Below are 16992 nucleotides of genomic sequence, written 5' to 3'. Positions count from 1 at the left end.
CGTCGCCTTGTCCTGATTTAAAGTTAATCCACTACAACAAGGTCGTCTGAAAACAGACAGGGGCAGTTCGGGCAAAATTCAGACCGGCTTTCGCCCTAAAAAATCGTGCTAACGATACCATTTACTATAAAAATAAACAATATTTGCACAAATAATAACCATTCTTATACACCTCGTCTGAAAACACTTGCCCCATACAAAAAACGCCCCGACAGCCTTTTCAGACGACCTCCCACCCTGCCAACCACCCGCCCATCCAGCACCACTGCCCCGCCCGTCCGAAACGCGTTATACTTCCCAATTGACTGTCCGACCCACCCGCTTCAGGAGAACACCATGCCCGAACAAAACCGCATCCTCTGCCGCGAACTGAGCCTGCTCGCTTTCAATCGCCGCGTTTTGGCGCAGGCGCAGGATGAAAACGTGCCGCTTTTGGAACGTTTGCGGTTTTTGTGCATCGTGTCTTCCAACCTCGACGAATTTTTCGAGGTACGCATGGCGTGGCTCAAACGTGCGCAAAAAATGAATCCGCACGAGCGTTTGGACAACGGCACCACACCGTCTGAAACCATCGCCGTCGTCTCCGCCGAGGCACAAGCATTGATACAGGAGCAATATCGCCTGTTCAACGAAGTTTTACAGCCCGAATTGAGTAAACAAGGTATCCACTTCTACCGCCGCCGTAACTGGACGCAAGGGCAGCAAAAATGGATCGAGCAGTATTTCGACGCCGAGCTGCTGCCCATCCTCACACCCATCGGACTCGACCCGTCGCACCCCTTCCCGCGTCCGCTGAACAAATCGCTCAACTTCGCCGTCGAATTGGAAGGTACGGACGCATTCGGCCGCCCCTCCGGCATGGCGATTGTACAAGCCCCGCGCATCCTGCCGCGCGTTGTTCCCCTGCCCGTCGAATTGTGCGAAGGCGGCAGCGGTTTCGTCTTCCTTTCCTCCATCCTGCACGCCCACGTCGGCAAACTCTTCCCCGGCATGACGGTCAAAGGCTGCCACCAGTTCCGCCTCACCCGCGACAGCGACCTGACCGTCGATGAAGAAGACCTCAAAAACCTGCGCGCCGCCATTCAAAACGAATTGCACGACCGTGAATACGGCGACGGCGTGCGCCTCGAAGTCGCCGACACCTGCCCGCCCCACATCCACGACTTCCTGCTCGCCCAGTTCAAACTCACCCCCGCCGAACTTTACCAAGTCAAAGGCCCGGTCAACCTCGTGCGTCTTAATGCCGTGCCCGATTTGGTTGACCGTCCCGACCTCAAGTTTCCCGCACGCGGAGCAGGTCGTCTGAAAGCATTGCGCAAGAACGGTTCAATTTTCAAACTGGCGAAACAATCGCCCATCCTGCTGCACCATCCGTATCAGTCCTTCGACCCCGTCGTCCACATGATACGCGAAGCCGCCGCCGACCCCGCCGTCCTCGCCGTCAAAATGACCATCTACCGCACCGGCAGCAATTCCGAACTCGTCCGCGCCCTGATGAAAGCCGCCCTTGCCGGCAAACAAGTAACCGTCGTCGTCGAACTCATGGCGCGTTTTGACGAAGCCAACAACGTCAACTGGGCGCAACAGCTTGAAAACGCAGGCGCACACGTCGTTTACGGCGTATTCGGCTACAAAATCCACGCCAAAATGGCACTCGTCATCCGTCGCGAAAACGGTGCGCTCAAACGCTACGCCCACCTCGGTACCGGCAACTACCACCAAGGCACCTCGCGCATTTACACCGACTTCGGCATCATCACCGCTGACGACCAAATCACCGCCGACGTGAACACCCTCTTTATGGAAATCACAGGCTTGGGCAAACCGGGTCGTCTGAACAAGCTCTACCAAAGCCCATTTACCCTGCACAAAATGGTCATCGACCGCATCGAGCGCGAAATCCAACACGCCAAAGTAGGCAAACCCGCCCGCATCCGCGCCAAAATGAATTCACTGATTGAGCCGAGCGTCATCGACGCCCTCTACCGCGCCAGCAGCGCAGGTGTGCAAATCGACCTCATCGTGCGCGGCATGTGTACCCTGCGCCCCGGTGTCAAAGGCCTGTCCGAAAACATCCGCGTCCGCTCCATTATCGGCAGACAGCTCGAACACTCCCGCGTGTACTGCTTCCTCAACAACGGCGCGGACGACACCTTCATCTCCAGCGCCGACTGGATGGGACGCAACTTCTTCCGCCGCATCGAAGTCGCCACCCCGATTACCACGCCCGAACTCAAAGCCCGCGTCATTCACGAAGGCATCGAAATGGCGCTGCAAGACAACACCCGCGCCTGGCTGATGCAGCCCGACGGCAGCTACACCCGCGCCCAACCCGAAAACGGCGAACCCGCCTTCAGCCTGCAAGAGAGTTTGTGGGAAATGTACGGGCGTTAACGCTTAAGCAACACAAAAGGTCGTCTGAAAACCCATATTGGAGATTTTCAGACGACCTTTTGACTTAAGGCGACACAGGGCTTGCGATTGAATAGGGAATGAAACGAAAACGCTCACTCCGGATCGTCCGTAAACGCATTCGCCCGAAAGATCGGTACGAACGTCAACAGATAAAGCACGAACACGGCGGCGGTCAGAATCGCGGGGACGGTGATGAAGAATATCGGGTTCACGTTCATTAAAACAGCGCGCGAGACGGCGGCGGCGAAGAGGATGGAGACGGCGATGCGGCAGAGTTTGGGGTAGTCGAGTTTGGTAAAGCCGCTGTGCCACAGTCCGGCAGTCAACCATACCATCATCACGCCGCCCATCATGCCGCCGAGGGTAATCAGGTGCATGGGTGCTGAGGCAGGCAGGTTTTGCAATTTCGCCGCGCCTGTCCACAGATAACCTGCGGCGGCAAAAAGCTGGAGCAGGTAATAAGTGCGGACGTAGTGTTTGCGCAGAAGTTCGTGATGGTGCAGTTCGCGCAGCTTGGCGAGCAGGATGAAGCCGACGGCGAGCGCGGTAAAACCGGCGGTTTGCGCGGGCAGCCAAAGTTCGGCGGCGGCGTGCAGCAGCAGGAAGGTAATGGCGATGTTTTTATAGACGACGTTGGGGATGAATACGGGGTCTTTCAGACGGCATTCTTTGAGGGCTTCCGCGCCCAAAAGGACGCTGACGCGGACGGATACGAACATGACCGCCGCCATGTTCAGATGCACTTGCGCGCGCAACAGGTTCAAATCGCCGCTGACGGCATAGGCCGTCTGAAAAACGGTGAACGCGGCAAGCAGCATTAGCAGGGCAAAGTTGTTAGTATTGCGGTCGAGCCAAATCAGCCAAGCGCAGAACAGCAGCAACACCAGCCAATAGCCGGCGACGAAAAACGAAGCGGTTTGCGGAGCAAACGGCAGCAGGGCGGATGCAACAAGCAACAACGCCGCCAAGACGGTGGCAACGGGTTTCAGACGACCTTTATAGCCCGTCCATTCGAGCATGGTGGCAGTCAGAAAACCGCCGTATGCCGCAGGCAGCATGAGTTCTAAGAAGATTTGGCGGTGCAGGACGATGGCGCCGGGGCTGATGAAAAACACCAACGCGCCGAGTATGGCAAGTACCGCCGCACCGACGAAAAACGGCCGCATAGGGTGGGTGAAAAATTTATTCATGACTTGGCTTGATTCTGCATGAAGATGCTTTCGGATATGGATTTATTGGGCGGACAGGGCCGTATCTTTTGCCAAAGAGGCAAGCCTGCGGCTTGCTTGCCCTCTCCCTAGCCCTCTCCCACGGGGAGAGGGGATTAGGCTGTCGAGCCCGAGCATTTTCAGGTTTACCTGCCATCTGATTTTCAATCCTGCGCTCTCTGATTTTCAGCAACCTGTTCCCCTCGCCCCGTGGGAGAGGGTAACGAACCACAAGGTTCGTCAGATATTCAAATGCCCGTATCATTCATATTATTGATATTATTGTTCGAATTGTATTATTTTCAATAATAATAAATAACCCTAAACCAATATAAATAACAGCCATTATCCAACGACTAAACTTCTCTACAATTTCACCAATACCTGAAATATTAGCCAATCTTTGTGCTGTATATACTAAAACAAAAATCAATATTAAAAATACAAGAAGAGTAACTAATAAGTCGACAAGATCTAAAGTCACAAAGTAAGGAACAAAAAGTCCAATATTATCTGCACCACAACTAGCAACTGTAACCAAAGCAACAATACCGACTAATTTTGACAACCCTTTTTCATCCAATTCTTTTTTAGCTCTTTTTTCGCCCTCACAATCGTCGTAAATAGCAACTTTAATACCTAAGTAAATCGGTATTAAACCTAATAAACCCAACACCCATTTTTCCGGAACATAATGCAAAACAAAAGCTAGAAATAAACTAACTAATATTAAAATTACAGAACCTAAATATTGTCCGATATAAATATCTCGATATTCTTTTCTAGTATTTGCTCTAGCAAAAAATATTAATAGTATTACCAACAAATCTACTGCTGTAGCAATATATAAAACAGCAGCAGTAATCACAGTCGAAAACATAAAGCACCTCATAATGAATCCCCTGCCCCCTTGGCACCACGGCTTTTTCAAAAACCGAATCGCGTTCGGATAACAGATTCGTATCTTTCGCTAAAGAGGCAAGCCTGCGGCTTGCTTACCCTCTCCCTAGCCATCTCCCACGGGGAGAGGGAATTGGGCTGTCGAGCCTGAACATTTTCAGGTTTACCTGACATCTGATTCCCAATTCTACGGCTCTCTGATTTTGAGAAACCTGATCCCCTTTCCCCGTGGGAGAGGGTTAGGGAGAGGGTTAGGGAGAGGGTTAGGGAGAGGGCAACGAACCGCAAGGTTTGTCAGAAATTTAAATTCCTATCACTCATAATAATGAATCCCCTGAAACTCTCTTGCCACCACGGCTTCTTCAAAAGCCGAATCGCGTTCGGACAGCGGCGTAGGCAGGGTAATCACGTTTTGCACGTTCATGCCCTTAGTGGAAAGCAGCATGATTTCATGGCTCAGGCGTGCGGCTTCGAAGCGGTCGTGCGTTACCAGCATACACGCCATGCCCTGCCGCTCGATTTTTTCCACCAGCATGGCGACCAAAATATCGCGCAAATCGCGGTCCAAACCGACGAACGGCTCGTCCAGCAAGGCAAGGTCGCAGCCGCACAGCAGCAGGCGCAAAAATGCTACCCGTTTCGCCATGCCGCCGGACAATTCGGTCGGATATTTGTTCAAATCGCCCGCAGTCAGCCCGACTTTCGCCGCCAGCGCGATGATTTCGCCTTCATCGGGTTTGTCCATAAAAATAGCGATATTCTGCATCGCGGTCAAGTTTCCCGGCAGGCGGTTTTCCTGAAACAGAAAACCCGTTTTGCGGAAAGTATTGCGTATCGTGCCCGATTTCGGCGTTTCCAAGCCCGCAATCAAACGCAAAACCGTCGTCTTGCCACAGCCGCTCGGCCCGAACAAGGCTTTCACTTCGCCATGTTGCAGGTTCAAACTGAAATCGCGCACGATGGGGTCGCGGAGAATTTCAAAACGCACGTTTTCAAGACAGAGCATCATCTCCTCCACGGCATAAACAAAATTTCCAAAGGCTTGGTAATCAGGTATTCAAACAGCGACACAAACACGATGACCAACACCACATAAGCCATCACCGTCGAAGTCTCCAGCATCGCCCTCGCATCCGCAATCAGCGCGCCCACGCCTTCGCTCGCACCCAAGAGTTCCGCCATAATCACCACCTTCACCCCCATCGCCACCGCCACGCCGATGCTGGAAATCACATAGCCCGTCAGATGCGGGATATACAGATAACGGATTTTTTTCAGACGGCCTAATTTATAAGCGTCAAACAACTCCTCATGCTGCTTGTTCACGCTCGCCATCCCGACCGCCGCACTCGCAAACGTCAGCGGCGCAACCAACACAATGATGGTAAACAACACGCTCGGATTGCCGAAACCGAACCAAAACAACGCCATCACCACCCAAATAATCGGCGGCATCGCCAACAAAACCGTAATCACAGGCTTGAGCAACGCCATCGCCGTCTTAAAACTGCCCGCCACCAGCCCCGCCGCCAATCCCGCTACCAGTGCAACCGAAATACCCACCACCGACCGCCACAGCGAAATCCCGATTTCGTTTTCCTGAAAATGTTTCAATAAATCAAACGACTTTTGAAACACCTCCACCGGCGCAGGCAGCATAAACTCACCGAACACAGCGCTGCCCCACGCCCACAACGCCACCACCACCATCGCCACGCTCAGACCGGCAAAGCCGCTCCAAAGGTAGTCGATGATGTAAAACACCGCAGGCTGCGGTTTGCGGATTTTGTCGGTTTTAATCATGGTTTGTGTGTTGGTTGATGGGGATGGTCTGGGGACAGTAGGTCGTCTGAAAAATGGTTGATTGGGTTAGACGGAACGCCGCAATCCAACGAAACGGTTTGGTTTTCCCAAATATTATTTTCAGACGACCTTGGTTTGGGATTTCTATAGGCTACTGCATATAGTAGTAAATAACTCAATAATATTCATCGCCATAATCTTCATCGTCAAAAGGAGAAATCTCTCCCATATCAACGAATACTGAGTCATGAGTAACTTCTATCTCATCAATATCCATATTCTGTAATCCATCTAGGAAGTTTCCATATAAATTAACTAAAACATCAGTTTTATATGATATTTCTACTATTTTTCTTGTTCCACCGAATGATACATCTTCTTTATCAATTGAATCCCAAAGTGAAAAATTAAAAGCTGCCTCAACCTCACAAATAACTTCACAGGGAATACTGATAGTAATTTTATCCGAACCGTAATCAATAATATATATTCTTAATCTTTTTTCATCTTCCTCTGTTAATATATAAATATCTTTTAAGCTTAATTGTTCATCATCAATATAGTATTTAAATGGTGATACAGCATAAATTTCAGAAATACTTATACTATCTTCAATGGCAGAATACATACTTCCAAAAATTCTACTATTTTGGTTTTTTCTTAAATCCAATTCTATTTCATAAATTATAGAATCCAAAGCTTCATTAGTCTGTTTGTTTAAAATGTCCATTGCTTTTGCTAGGTCATCAATAACTTCAATATTATCTTTACCTTGTGCAAAATTCTTCCAATCATTATCTAGACTAACAGCTAACAGATTTTCATTATTTTCTTCCGCCCAAGACTGTAATGATAATAGAGCAATAGCATCTGGAAACTCATTCTTTTTATTACCTAATTCTTTAAAAGGGGCACAATGTAGGAAATACATATCAATTAAAGATTTTATCTCGCAATATTCTTCCCCTTTAACAAGTTCAATTCCACATTTTCTTATAAATTCTTCCAATATTAAGTTAGGTATATTCTCTATTTCATAATTTATCTTAATAAGTGATTTTATTTTCTCCATATCATCTATACAACAATTTAGATAATCAGACGTATCATTTAAAGCTGATTCAATTTTACTTTTTGTCTCTTTTTCCTTCTTATCGAGGTGAGATTTGAGCTCGCGATAGACAATATCACTTAAAATTAATTTTATTGGATTATCTTTAAATTGATGTAATTCTGCTAATAATCCTTTCTTTAATTTCAATCCATTTTGTTTAAAGATTGAAGTATCAATTGTTAATGCGGAATAATGTTTATTAGTTTCATCCATGTTTATTACCTTTTTATTTACCAAAGCATACGTAGGTTGGGTTATGACCCAACATTTCAGACAATCCGACGGCTTTTTGTGTACTGTTCTAACTATTATCTGATAGGTCGTCTGAAAAGGGTATATTGGATTCCCCAATACAACCCCTTTTCAGACGACCTCTCCCTCCTTTTAAGCCAAGAAGAATCCGTTATCCGGCAGCTTGCCGCCCAGAAGTTTCGGGTTGAACTGCATCAGGATTTCGTAAAACTTCAAAATCTCGTTCTTCACTTCACTGCCTTTGGTTACCGCCAGCCGCGCGCCGTCCAAGCCCATGACTAGGGCGGGTTCGGGGGCGGGGAGGTAGTTTTTGCCGATTTTTGCCGCGCTTTGGCGGTTGGCGAGTATCCAGTTGAGCGCGTTTTTCAAATCCTGATGGAAGATGTCGAACTGCGCCTTGTGCGCGTGGAAATATTCTTCGTTAGCGATGATGCCCGCCATCGGAATCAGCGGTTTGGTGTCAAACGCCTGCCCCCATGCCTTCACCAAATCAAAGCCGCGCACGACGTTTACGCCCATGGTTTTGCCTTTGAGCATACCCGCGCTCGCCATCGGTTCGGGCAGGATGGCGGCGTGGTAGTCCTTGCTCAAAAACAGTCCCACCGCTTCGGGCGGCGTGGCGGTGTAAGTGATGCCGACTTTGTGCGCGTCGATTTTCAGTTTTTTCAACAAGGCTTGCAGCACGATGTCGGGCATGTCGTTTTTAAACGGCACGAGGATTTTTTTGCCGACCAAATCCTGCGGCGAGGCAATCGCGCTGCCTTTGCAGACCAACTGCGTGATGCCGTTGGTCAAAATATTCACCATGCCGACTTTCTGCCCTTGGTTGCGCAGGTTTACGCCGACATTGCTCGGACTCATCATCACTTTAAATTGCCCGCTCGCCACGCCTGCACGCAGTTGGTCGGGCGAACGCCAAACCTTGAGCGACACATCCGCCTGCTTCGCCAGCTTGCCTTGCAACGCCGCTACGGCAATGGTTACGCTGGGCATCGCCGGCGCGCCGTAAATGGTAAATTGCTCTTTCCCCGCCGCCAACAGCGAAGGCGAAACCCCTGCCGCAGCCAGTGCGGCGGTCATTTTTAAGAAATCACGTCTTTTCAGTTCCATTTTCCAATCTCCATATCGAATCCGTCTGAAATATGGTGGCTTAACTTTAAACCAGTACGGCGTTGCCTCGCCTTGTCCTGATTTAAATTTAATCCACTATACAAATGCACTTTCGCCCATTTGCCTAATACGGATAAATTTTGATAATAATTTCTATTTATTATGCTATTAAAGGATTTCGAAGTAAAGGAAGGCTATCCGGTGTCGCCGCGTTATTGCTTTAAACCGCCTGAAGCAAATCTTCATGCGCTTGATTTCATATCAATCATGTTTTAATGAATGGGTCGTCTGAAAACCCGGTTTCGCCCCAATACGGACTGATTGTGTATTTCAGACGACCTTTTTGACATTCCCGCCCCCGCCCGCTATGCTGACGGCTGCCATCACTCACTCTACTTTCCATGAAAACGATTCCCCCGCGCCGCGCTGTTTACGCAGGCAGTTTCGACCCGCCGACGCTCGGTCATCTTTGGATGATAAAAGAAGCGCAGGCGCTTTTTGACGAACTCGTCGTCGCCATCGGCATCAACCCTGAAAAACGCAACACCTACACCATAGACGAACGCCGCGCCATGCTCGAAGCGATTACGGGCGACTTCCCCAACGTTCGCATCTGCGTATTTGAAAACCGCTTCCTTGTCCGCTACGCGCGCGAAATCGGCGCGGGATTTATCGTTCGCGGCATCCGTTCTGCCGCCGACTACGAATACGAACGCTCCATGCGCTATATCAACAGCGACCTTGCACCCGAAATTTCGACGGTCTTCCTGATGCCGCCGCGCGAAATCGCCGAGGTATCTTCCACCATGGTCAAAGGCTTGGTCGGTCCCGACGGCTGGCGCGACATGATACGCCGCTACCTGCCCGAGGCCGTATACGACAAAATCGTGCGGGATCATGATAAAACGGCGAATGACGGCGTATCGCGATAAGGTTCGGAAAACGGGATAACGTGTTGTCCCGCCTTATCCTAATCTTATCCATCCGCTACTCTGCCGCCTTGTTACGACTACCGTGTCGGTTCACGACAAGGGGTCGTCTGAAAAACAAAAGCCCTGCCAAAAGGCAGGGCTTTGTTGATGATGCGGCAAAGCCGCCATCAGATTTGTTTTTTCAGAATCTTGCGCAGGGTTGCCAATTGGCGGCGGCTGACGGGAAGCGGTTTGGGTACGTCCAAGACCTTCGCGCCCCAAATGGCATTGCTCTCGTCTTCCTCTTCATCCAAGCGGATAAGGCAGTCTAAGGTGTGTCGGAACACGATGGCGTTGCGGTGGATGCGGATTACTTTGTCTCCGAGCAGCTCTTCCCAAGAAACCAGCGTTTTGGGCAATTCGTATCGCTGCCCGTCGCCGGTAATCAGGAATACGGTTTTATGTTCCGCCAATAAGTAACGCGCCTGCTGCCATGGGATTTCAATCATCAGATCACGGCTGAAGACGGTGAAATGGGTGAAATCGTCGGCTTTTTCGCGGTATTTCTCGCCGACGCGGTCAAGCGCCGCTTGCAGACGGGTCATTCTGATGGGCTTGAGCAGGTAGTCGGCGGCAGCCAATTCGAAGGCACGCAGGGCGTGTTCTTCATAGGCGGTGGTGAAAATAATTTCGGGCTGGCGTTTGGCACCGCGCTTGATGCGCTCGACAAACTCCAAACCGTTGATTTCAGGCAGGCCGATATCGGCGAATACGATATCTGCTTCATGTATGCTCAACCAATCCAATGCCGGCTGGGCATGGTGGAATACATTAAGCAAGACGACATTGCATTCTTCAAGTAAGACCCGTAAACGCTCTGCTGCCAGCACTTCGTCTTCAACAATAATGGCACTTAACATAATCTTTTTTTCTTTGTTATTTTAAATACGAATGTGAATTTTAAATCAATACACAACGTTCCCGCGTGTTTTCGGTATGTTGAAACATTTTTCTCATACGGTTGCCTCTTTCTGCCGTTTTGGCAGACAGGCCAAACATTCATCTGAAATGAAAGTGGTCTTGAGGTGTTTAGGAATATACCTTAATTCTGTTAACTTTATCCAAAAAACAAGCGATTACTTACAAAAATTAAAAAATTTAAGTAATACCTCAAGTAATTTGTTGCAAATTTACTCCGTGACTATGTCATTAACCGGTATCGCCCGTATCTCCCAATGTAAAACCGCCCACGCCAACAATTCCTCGGGTCGGTCGACTTCGGGTGCGTCGGGAAGATTGAGGTAACGCATCACTTGCCGCAAAAGCGCTTCGCGCCGGTTCAAATCCAAAGCGGGAGCAAGCGTTTGTTTGGACCATTTCTGCCCCTGCGAATTCACCAGCAAAGGCAGGTGCGCGTAATGCGGCATGTTTGCGCCGAGACATTGCTGCAAATAAATCTGACGCGGCGTAGACACCAGCAAATCCTGACCGCGCACGATATGCGTGATTCCTTGTTCGGCATCGTCCGCGACTACGGCAAGTTGATACGCCCAAAAACCGTCCGCACGCAGAAGGACGAAATCGCCGATATCGTGTGCCAGATTTTGGGCGTAATAGCCGACAATTTCATCCTGAAAACCGATCGTCCTGTCGGGAACGGCAATCCGCCAAGCAGGCGTTTTCCCATTCGCTTCAGGCCTTTGCGCCGGAACGCGGCAACGCCCGTTGTACACAAATCCGTCCGCCCCCGCCGTTGCCGCCGCCTGCCAGTCTTTACGGCTGCAATAACAAGGATATACCAGCCCCTCACTTTTCAGACGACCCAATGCCTCTTGATACAGCCCGTTCCGTCGGCTTTGGTAGGCGACTTCGCCGTCCCATTCAAAGCCGAACGCTTCCAATGTGTGCAAAATATGCGCGGCGGCGCCCGCCATTTCCCTGGGCGGATCCAAGTCTTCCATACGCACCAGCCACTTGCCGCCGTTGGCACGCGCATCGGCATAAGAAGCCAAAGCGGTCAGCAGCGAGCCTATGTGCAGCAAACCGGTGGGGCTGGGGGCGAAGCGTCCTATATACATGCAAACTCCGTATGGAACTCAAAATGGGCGATATGTCGGCAAAGCCTGAACTGCAAACAGCGGCGCAGCATCAGACTTTCATGCCGCGTATTTTATCGTAGGGCTTTTGCGAAGGCCCAAATGTTTTTAACCCCGCTCATCCTAACCTTGCTGCTTTTCACAAACCATCAAGACGTTACTATAGTGGCTTAACTAAATCAGGACAAGGCGACGAAGCCGCAGACAGTACAGAGACAGTACAGAAACCGATTCACTTGGTGCTTCAGCACCTTAGAGAATGTCTCTTTGAGCCAAGGCGAGGCAACGCCGTACTGGTTTAAAGTTAATCCACTATAAACAAAAAGGTCGTCTGAAAATGCCTCTTCCGCTTTTTCAGACGACCCCTTCCCTATTCCGCTTACGCTTCCTGCGCGTCCACATCCACCGACCATCTGATTTTGCCGTCGCGGTTTTGCTGCAACACCTGCACCCACAAACTCACGGCGCGGTGTAAATCCTGTCGGGATGTCGATTCGAGGAAGATTTGCGCGCGTTCGCGTTCGGCAAGGCGCACCATCAGCATGGGGGCGGCGCCGAACTGGGAGACGCTTTCGGGTAAAAGCGGGGCGAGGGTTTCTTTGGCGGCGTTGAGAAATTCCATCGCATCGGCAACGCGCGGCGCGTCGGCGCGGACGGCGGTCTGGAAACCGAAAGGCGGCATGGCGAACATTTGCCGCTCGTTCAATTCGTTTTCGGCAAACACGGCGTAGTCCTGCGCTTTGACGGCGGCGAAGACGGGATGTTCGGGCAGTTGGGTTTGTATCAATACTTTGCCCGGTTTGTCGGCGCGCCCCGCCCTGCCGGACACTTGCATCAGCTCGGCAAACAGCCTTTCCGGCGCGCGGAAATCCGCGCTATACAGGCTGCCGTCGGCGTTCAACACGATAACGAGGTTGAGCCGCGCGAAATCATGACCTTTGGCGAGCATCTGCGTGCCGACCAAAATGTCGATTTCATTGTCGGCGATGCGGCGGTACAAATCAGCCCAGTCGTTTTTGTGCGCGGTGCTGTCCCTGTCGACACGGACGACGGCGGCCTTGGGCAGGAAGGCGCGCAGGGTTTCTTCGACGCGCTGCGTGCCGTGGCCGACGGCGGTCAGGTCTTGGTTGCCGCAGTCAGGGCATTTGAACGGGATGGGTTCGCGGTGGTCGCAGTGGTGGCAGCGCAGTTGGCGGGCGCGTTGGTGCAGCACCATTTTGGCGGAGCAGTTCGGACAGCCGAAGGTATGGCCGCAGTCGCCGCAAAACAGCGCGGGCGCGAAACCGCGCCGGTTGAGGTACACCAACGACATGCCGCCCGCCTCAAAATTCTGTTTCAAAAGCTGCAAGGCTTGCGGCGAGAAGCCGTTGTCGAGTTTCAGACGACCTACGTTGAGGATATCCACTTGCGGCAGTTGCGCAGCGGTATGGGCGCGCTCGGTCAGTTGCAGCAGGCGGTACGCGCCGCTTTGCGCCTTGTGCCAGCTCTCCAGGCTGGGCGTGGCGCTGCCCAACACAACGGGGCTGCCGCTCTGCTTCGCCCGCCACACCGCCAAATCGCGGGCGTGGTAGCGCAATTCGTTGTCTTGTTTGAACGAGCCGTCGTGTTCCTCATCGACCACAATCAGCCCGACATCAGGCAAGGGCGTGAACACCGCCAGCCGCGTGCCGATCACTAGCTTCGCCTGCCCCAACATCGCGCGCAGATAATCCTGCGTGCGCCTGCCTGCCGCCATCTGGCTGTGCAACACGGCGGTCGGTACATCGGCAAAACGGTTTTCCACCCGCTTTAAAAGCTGCGGCGTGAGGTTGATTTCGGGCAACAGAAACAACACCTGCCGCCCCTGCGCCAACACTTTCGCCATCGCATCAAAATACACCTCGGTCTTGCCGCTGCCGGTGATGCCGTACAGCAGAAACGGCTGAAAGCTGCCGAAGGCCGTCTGAATTTCATCGGAAGCCTGTTGCTGGTTGGCGTTGAGCTGAAATTCAGACGACCTTAAAACGGGTTTCGCCGCTTCCGTCGTTTCAATCCAACCTTGCTCCGCCCAATCCTCAATCAATTTCGCCGCCTGCGCGTTTACCTGCTTTAACCCCGCCATCGTCATCCCGCACGACAGCAGCGCATCCCACAAAGCCGCTTTTTTGTTGAACCGCGCCGGCGGCGGCGTTTGCGCCCTGCCCGCTTCGTTCAGCGCGTAAAACAACGGTGGCTGCGGCATTTCCACCGCGCGCGTTTCCTTCAAACCCTGCGGCAGCGCGGCAAACACCGCCTGCCCCGTCGGATAGTGGTAATAACGCGACGTAAACGCCAACAAATCACGCCAACTTTCGGGCAGCGGCGGCTCGTCCGAAAAGGTCGTCTGAACGCCCAAAATCCGCGCCGCATCCATATCGGGCGCAATATCCGTTTCCCACACAATCCCGACCACGGTCTTGTTGCGGAAAGGCACAAGCACCCGCGTTCCCTGCGGCAGCGGCTCGGAATGGGAATAAGTCAAAAGGCCGTCTGAAAGCGGCACGTTTACGGCGATGCGGTGGTAGATCATACAGGCAAGCAAATCATTTTTTTGCGTATTTTAACAGCCGAAAGCTATTTTCAGACGATAAATTGAGCCTCAACACAATGCAGGCATGACAGAGGTTTGATACAATGGAGTTTTCTTGACACACGCTTATACTTAAAAATGAAAACCAAATTAATCAAAATCTTAGCCCCCATCGCTCTGATCTCTCTGACCGCATGCGGGCAAACGCCCGTTTCACAGGCAAATGCAGCGCCCTCTTCATCCGCTGCCAAGCCCGCCACACCCGCACAAGGCAAAGTCGGCGAAGCCTTGAAAGCCCGCCTCGAAAAAATTTACGAATCCCAAGGGCTGAAAGTCATCAGCGTCAGCGAAACCCCCATCCAAGGTATTTATGAAGTCGTTGTCAGCGGCAAACAAATCATTTACACCGATGCCAAAGGCGACTATATGTTCGTCGGCGACCTCATCGACGTCAACACGCGCAAAAGCCTGACCGACGAACGCGCCGCCGATTTGAACAAAATCGACTTCGCCTCCCTGCCTTTGGACAAAGCCATCAAAGAAGTGCGCGGCAACGGCAAGCTGAAAGTCGCCGTCTTCTCCGACCCCGACTGCCCATACTGCAAACGCTTGGAACACGAGTTTGAAAAAATGACCGACATCACGATTTACAACTTCATGATGCCGATTCCAAGCCTGCACCCCGATGCCGCGCGTAAAGCCGAAATTTTGTGGTGCCAGCCCAACCCGACCCAAGCCTGGACCGACTGGATGCGCAAAGGCCAATTCCCGAGCGGCAAAGCCAATTGCGACAATCCCGTTGCCGAAACCACTTCTTTGGGCGAACAATTCGGCTTCAACGGCACACCTACCCTCGTCTTCCCGAACGGCCGCAGCCAAAGCGGATACAGCCCCATGCCACACCTCAAAAAAATCATCGAAGACAATCAGAAATAAGATTGGCTTCAAGATACGGTAAAGGTCGTCTGAAAACCGATATACAAGGTTTTCAGACGACCTTTTTCATACCGCCGAAGCAGGCAGGCAAACTGTGTTAAAATCCCAAGCTCTTGAATAAACGGACCAAATATCCCGTCTGCAAATCTGTCCATCCGATGCAAACCGATTTTCTGAGTACATCCCAAGCAAGTCGGCGCAGCCGCTTGATACGTTTCCCCCTATCCGGCGGCAGATTTCAGACGACCTTTAAGACAGCATTATGAAAAAACACCTATACCGCATCACACTCCTCACCATCGCCGCAGCCGTCCTCTCCGCCTGCCCGAGCAAACGCATCAAAAACCTTCCTGAAGTCGACACCACCACCGTCAAAGGCCCGGACCGCCCCACCGGCACACCCGACCCCGCCGGCACCACCGTCAGCGGCGGCGGCGCGACCTACACCGTCGTGTCCCACCAAGAACTGCCGCATTGGAGTACCCAACACTTCGTCAAAAGCCTCCAATCCTTCCGCTTAGGCTGCGAGAAACTCAAAAACCGCGCAGGCTGGCAAGATGTCTGCGCCCAAGCCATGCAGACACCCCTCCACCATTTCCAAGCCAAACATTTCTTCGAACGCTATTTCACCCCTTGGCAGGTCAGCAACAACGGCAACCCCGCCGGCACCATCACCGGCTACTACGAACCCGTCCTGCTCGGCGATGACAAAGCCACAAGCAAAGCCCGCTTCCCCATCTACGGCATCCCCAACGACTTCGTTTCCGTCCCACTGTCCGCCAATTTGAGAGGCAGCAAAGCCACCGTCCGCATCCGCCAAACCGGTGCCAACAGCGGCGTCATCGACAACAGCGGCACACACACCGCCGACCTGTCCCAATTCCCCATTACCGCCCGCAGCACCGCCCTCAAAGGCAGATTTGAAGGCAGCCGCTTCGTTCCTTATTACACCCGCAACCAAATCAACGGCGGCGCGCTCAACGGCAAAGCCCCCATCCTCGGTTACGCAGAAGACCCCGTCGAACTCTTCTTCATGCACATCCAAGGTTCGGGTCGTCTGAAAACCCCGTCCGGCAAATACATCCGCGTCGGATTCGCCGACAAAAACGAACATCCCTACGTCTCCATCGGACGCTACATGGCGGACAAAGGCTACCTCCCCCTTGCACAAACCAGCATGCAGGGCATCAAAGCCTACATGAAGCAAAACCCCGGCCGCCTCGCCGAAGTCTTGGGACAAAACCCCAGCTACGTCTTCTTCCGCGAACTGACCGGCAGCAGCGAAGCCGGACCGGTCGGCGCATTGGGCACCCCGCTCTTGGGTGAATACGCAGGCGCCATCGACCGCCACTACATCACCTTAGGCGCGCCGCTGTTTGTCGCCACCGCCCATCCGACCACCAAAAAAGCCCTCAACCGCCTCATCATGGCGCAAGACACCGGCAGCGCCATCAAAGGCGCCGTCCGCGTGGACTACTTCTGGGGCTACGGCGACGAAGCAGGCGAGGTTGCCGGCAAAATGAAAACCACAGGCTACGTCTGGCAACTCCTGCCCAACGGCATGAAACCCAGCTATCAGCCTTAAAATCGGCTAAAAAGTCAAAAGGTCGTCTGAAAACCAGTTTTCAGACGACCTTTTCCATATCCAAACCATCCATGCCCGCTCTTATAGTGGATTAACTTTAAATCAGGACAAGGC

The 16992-nt window shown here is 52.0% G+C and carries 14 protein-coding genes; 4 read left to right on the top strand and 10 right to left on the bottom strand.

Going from position 1 to position 16992, the window contains the following annotated elements; all coding sequences use genetic code 11:
• Nucleotides 1-336: 336 nt before the first annotated feature.
• Nucleotides 337-2394: a polyphosphate kinase 1 gene (gene ppk1 / locus HMPREF2726_RS05210; RefSeq protein WP_070602506.1), complete on the top strand. Its 2058-nt coding sequence runs from the start codon at nt 337-339 to the stop codon at nt 2392-2394.
• 113 nt (nt 2395-2507) lie between these two features.
• Here the strand turns inward: ppk1 and HMPREF2726_RS05205 are convergent, their stop codons facing one another.
• From HMPREF2726_RS05205 to HMPREF2726_RS05180, 6 genes are all read right to left on the bottom strand, one after another.
• A complete protein-coding gene (locus tag HMPREF2726_RS05205) occupies nt 2508-3605 on the bottom strand; it encodes an NnrS family protein (RefSeq protein ID WP_070602504.1) in 1098 nt (365 codons plus the stop codon).
• A gap of 283 nt (nt 3606-3888) precedes the next feature.
• Entirely contained in the window at nt 3889-4503 is a 615-nt protein-coding gene (locus tag HMPREF2726_RS05200; RefSeq protein ID WP_070440138.1) for a CadD family cadmium resistance transporter, read from the bottom strand.
• 333 nt (nt 4504-4836) lie between these two features.
• Complete coding sequence (locus HMPREF2726_RS05195) at nt 4837-5529, bottom strand: ATP-binding cassette domain-containing protein (RefSeq protein WP_009310824.1); 693 nt, start codon at nt 5527-5529, stop codon at nt 4837-4839.
• Nucleotides 5529-6326 (bottom strand): ABC transporter permease, encoded by a 798-nt coding sequence (locus tag HMPREF2726_RS05190; protein ID WP_070602502.1) that lies wholly within the window; start codon nt 6324-6326, stop codon nt 5529-5531. The genes HMPREF2726_RS05195 and HMPREF2726_RS05190 overlap by 1 nt, the downstream gene beginning before the upstream one ends.
• A gap of 175 nt (nt 6327-6501) precedes the next feature.
• Nucleotides 6502-7653, bottom strand: coding sequence for a PIN domain-containing protein (locus HMPREF2726_RS05185; protein ID WP_070602500.1), 1152 nt, complete (start codon nt 7651-7653; stop codon nt 6502-6504).
• A 171-nt stretch (nt 7654-7824) separates the two neighbouring features.
• Nucleotides 7825-8802 carry an ABC transporter substrate-binding protein gene (locus HMPREF2726_RS05180; RefSeq protein WP_070602498.1) on the bottom strand — a complete coding sequence of 326 codons (978 nt, stop codon included), beginning with the start codon at nt 8800-8802 and terminating at the stop codon, nt 7825-7827.
• A 401-nt stretch (nt 8803-9203) separates the two neighbouring features.
• Here HMPREF2726_RS05180 and coaD point away from each other — a divergent pair, with 401 nt between their 5' ends.
• The gene (gene coaD, locus HMPREF2726_RS05175; protein ID WP_009310819.1) at nt 9204-9734 is read left to right on the top strand and encodes a pantetheine-phosphate adenylyltransferase; all 531 of its coding nucleotides are present in this window, start codon (nt 9204-9206) and stop codon (nt 9732-9734) included.
• 167 nt (nt 9735-9901) lie between these two features.
• Here the strand turns inward: coaD and HMPREF2726_RS05170 are convergent, their stop codons facing one another.
• The 3 genes from HMPREF2726_RS05170 to HMPREF2726_RS05160 all read right to left on the bottom strand — a co-directional run bounded on the left by HMPREF2726_RS05170 (nt 9902) and on the right by HMPREF2726_RS05160 (nt 14357).
• The gene (locus tag HMPREF2726_RS05170) at nt 9902-10633 is read right to left on the bottom strand and encodes a LytR/AlgR family response regulator transcription factor (protein WP_003758320.1); all 732 of its coding nucleotides are present in this window, start codon (nt 10631-10633) and stop codon (nt 9902-9904) included.
• A 270-nt stretch (nt 10634-10903) separates the two neighbouring features.
• Nucleotides 10904-11791, bottom strand: a complete 888-nt coding sequence (gene gluQRS / locus HMPREF2726_RS05165; RefSeq protein WP_070602496.1) for a tRNA glutamyl-Q(34) synthetase GluQRS — start codon at nt 11789-11791, stop codon at nt 10904-10906.
• Nucleotides 11792-12188: 397 nt separating this feature from the next.
• Nucleotides 12189-14357: a primosomal protein N' gene (locus HMPREF2726_RS05160; protein ID WP_070602493.1), complete on the bottom strand. Its 2169-nt coding sequence runs from the start codon at nt 14355-14357 to the stop codon at nt 12189-12191.
• A 138-nt stretch (nt 14358-14495) separates the two neighbouring features.
• Between HMPREF2726_RS05160 and HMPREF2726_RS05155 the strand changes: the two genes are divergently transcribed.
• Nucleotides 14496-15293 (top strand): DsbC family protein, encoded by a 798-nt coding sequence (locus HMPREF2726_RS05155; protein WP_070602492.1) that lies wholly within the window; start codon nt 14496-14498, stop codon nt 15291-15293.
• An 8-nt stretch (nt 15294-15301) separates the two neighbouring features.
• On the opposite strand, the gene HMPREF2726_RS14090 is transcribed toward HMPREF2726_RS05155, so the two are convergent.
• On the bottom strand, nt 15302-15448 hold the full coding sequence (locus tag HMPREF2726_RS14090; protein ID WP_168163271.1) for a hypothetical protein: 147 nt from the start codon (nt 15446-15448) through the stop codon (nt 15302-15304).
• A 107-nt stretch (nt 15449-15555) separates the two neighbouring features.
• Here HMPREF2726_RS14090 and HMPREF2726_RS05150 point away from each other — a divergent pair, with 107 nt between their 5' ends.
• Nucleotides 15556-16878, top strand: a complete 1323-nt coding sequence (locus HMPREF2726_RS05150) for a murein transglycosylase A (protein ID WP_060975274.1) — start codon at nt 15556-15558, stop codon at nt 16876-16878.
• The last annotated feature ends 114 nt before the right edge of the window (nt 16879-16992 follow it).

This window comes from Neisseria sp. HMSC074B07, assembly GCF_001810355.1.
Taxonomy (GTDB): domain Bacteria; phylum Pseudomonadota; class Gammaproteobacteria; order Burkholderiales; family Neisseriaceae; genus Neisseria.
Note: the sequence above shows the minus strand (reverse complement) of the source record. Positions and strands in the feature narration are given on the sequence as shown.

Coding starts and splice junctions, on each gene's coding strand:
- ppk1 (WP_070602506.1), top strand. CDS start 337: ATGCCCGAACAAAACCGCATCCTCTGCCGCGAACTGAGCCTGCTCGCT.
- HMPREF2726_RS05205 (WP_070602504.1), bottom strand. CDS start 3,605: ATGAATAAATTTTTCACCCACCCTATGCGGCCGTTTTTCGTCGGTGCG.
- HMPREF2726_RS05200 (WP_070440138.1), bottom strand. CDS start 4,503: ATGTTTTCGACTGTGATTACTGCTGCTGTTTTATATATTGCTACAGCA.
- HMPREF2726_RS05195 (WP_009310824.1), bottom strand. CDS start 5,529: ATGCTCTGTCTTGAAAACGTGCGTTTTGAAATTCTCCGCGACCCCATC.
- HMPREF2726_RS05190 (WP_070602502.1), bottom strand. CDS start 6,326: ATGATTAAAACCGACAAAATCCGCAAACCGCAGCCTGCGGTGTTTTAC.
- HMPREF2726_RS05185 (WP_070602500.1), bottom strand. CDS start 7,653: ATGGATGAAACTAATAAACATTATTCCGCATTAACAATTGATACTTCA.
- HMPREF2726_RS05180 (WP_070602498.1), bottom strand. CDS start 8,802: ATGGAACTGAAAAGACGTGATTTCTTAAAAATGACCGCCGCACTGGCT.
- coaD (WP_009310819.1), top strand. CDS start 9,204: ATGAAAACGATTCCCCCGCGCCGCGCTGTTTACGCAGGCAGTTTCGAC.
- HMPREF2726_RS05170 (WP_003758320.1), bottom strand. CDS start 10,633: ATGTTAAGTGCCATTATTGTTGAAGACGAAGTGCTGGCAGCAGAGCGT.
- gluQRS (WP_070602496.1), bottom strand. CDS start 11,791: ATGTATATAGGACGCTTCGCCCCCAGCCCCACCGGTTTGCTGCACATA.
- HMPREF2726_RS05160 (WP_070602493.1), bottom strand. CDS start 14,357: ATGATCTACCACCGCATCGCCGTAAACGTGCCGCTTTCAGACGGCCTT.
- HMPREF2726_RS05155 (WP_070602492.1), top strand. CDS start 14,496: ATGAAAACCAAATTAATCAAAATCTTAGCCCCCATCGCTCTGATCTCT.
- HMPREF2726_RS14090 (WP_168163271.1), bottom strand. CDS start 15,448: ATGGACAGATTTGCAGACGGGATATTTGGTCCGTTTATTCAAGAGCTT.
- HMPREF2726_RS05150 (WP_060975274.1), top strand. CDS start 15,556: ATGAAAAAACACCTATACCGCATCACACTCCTCACCATCGCCGCAGCC.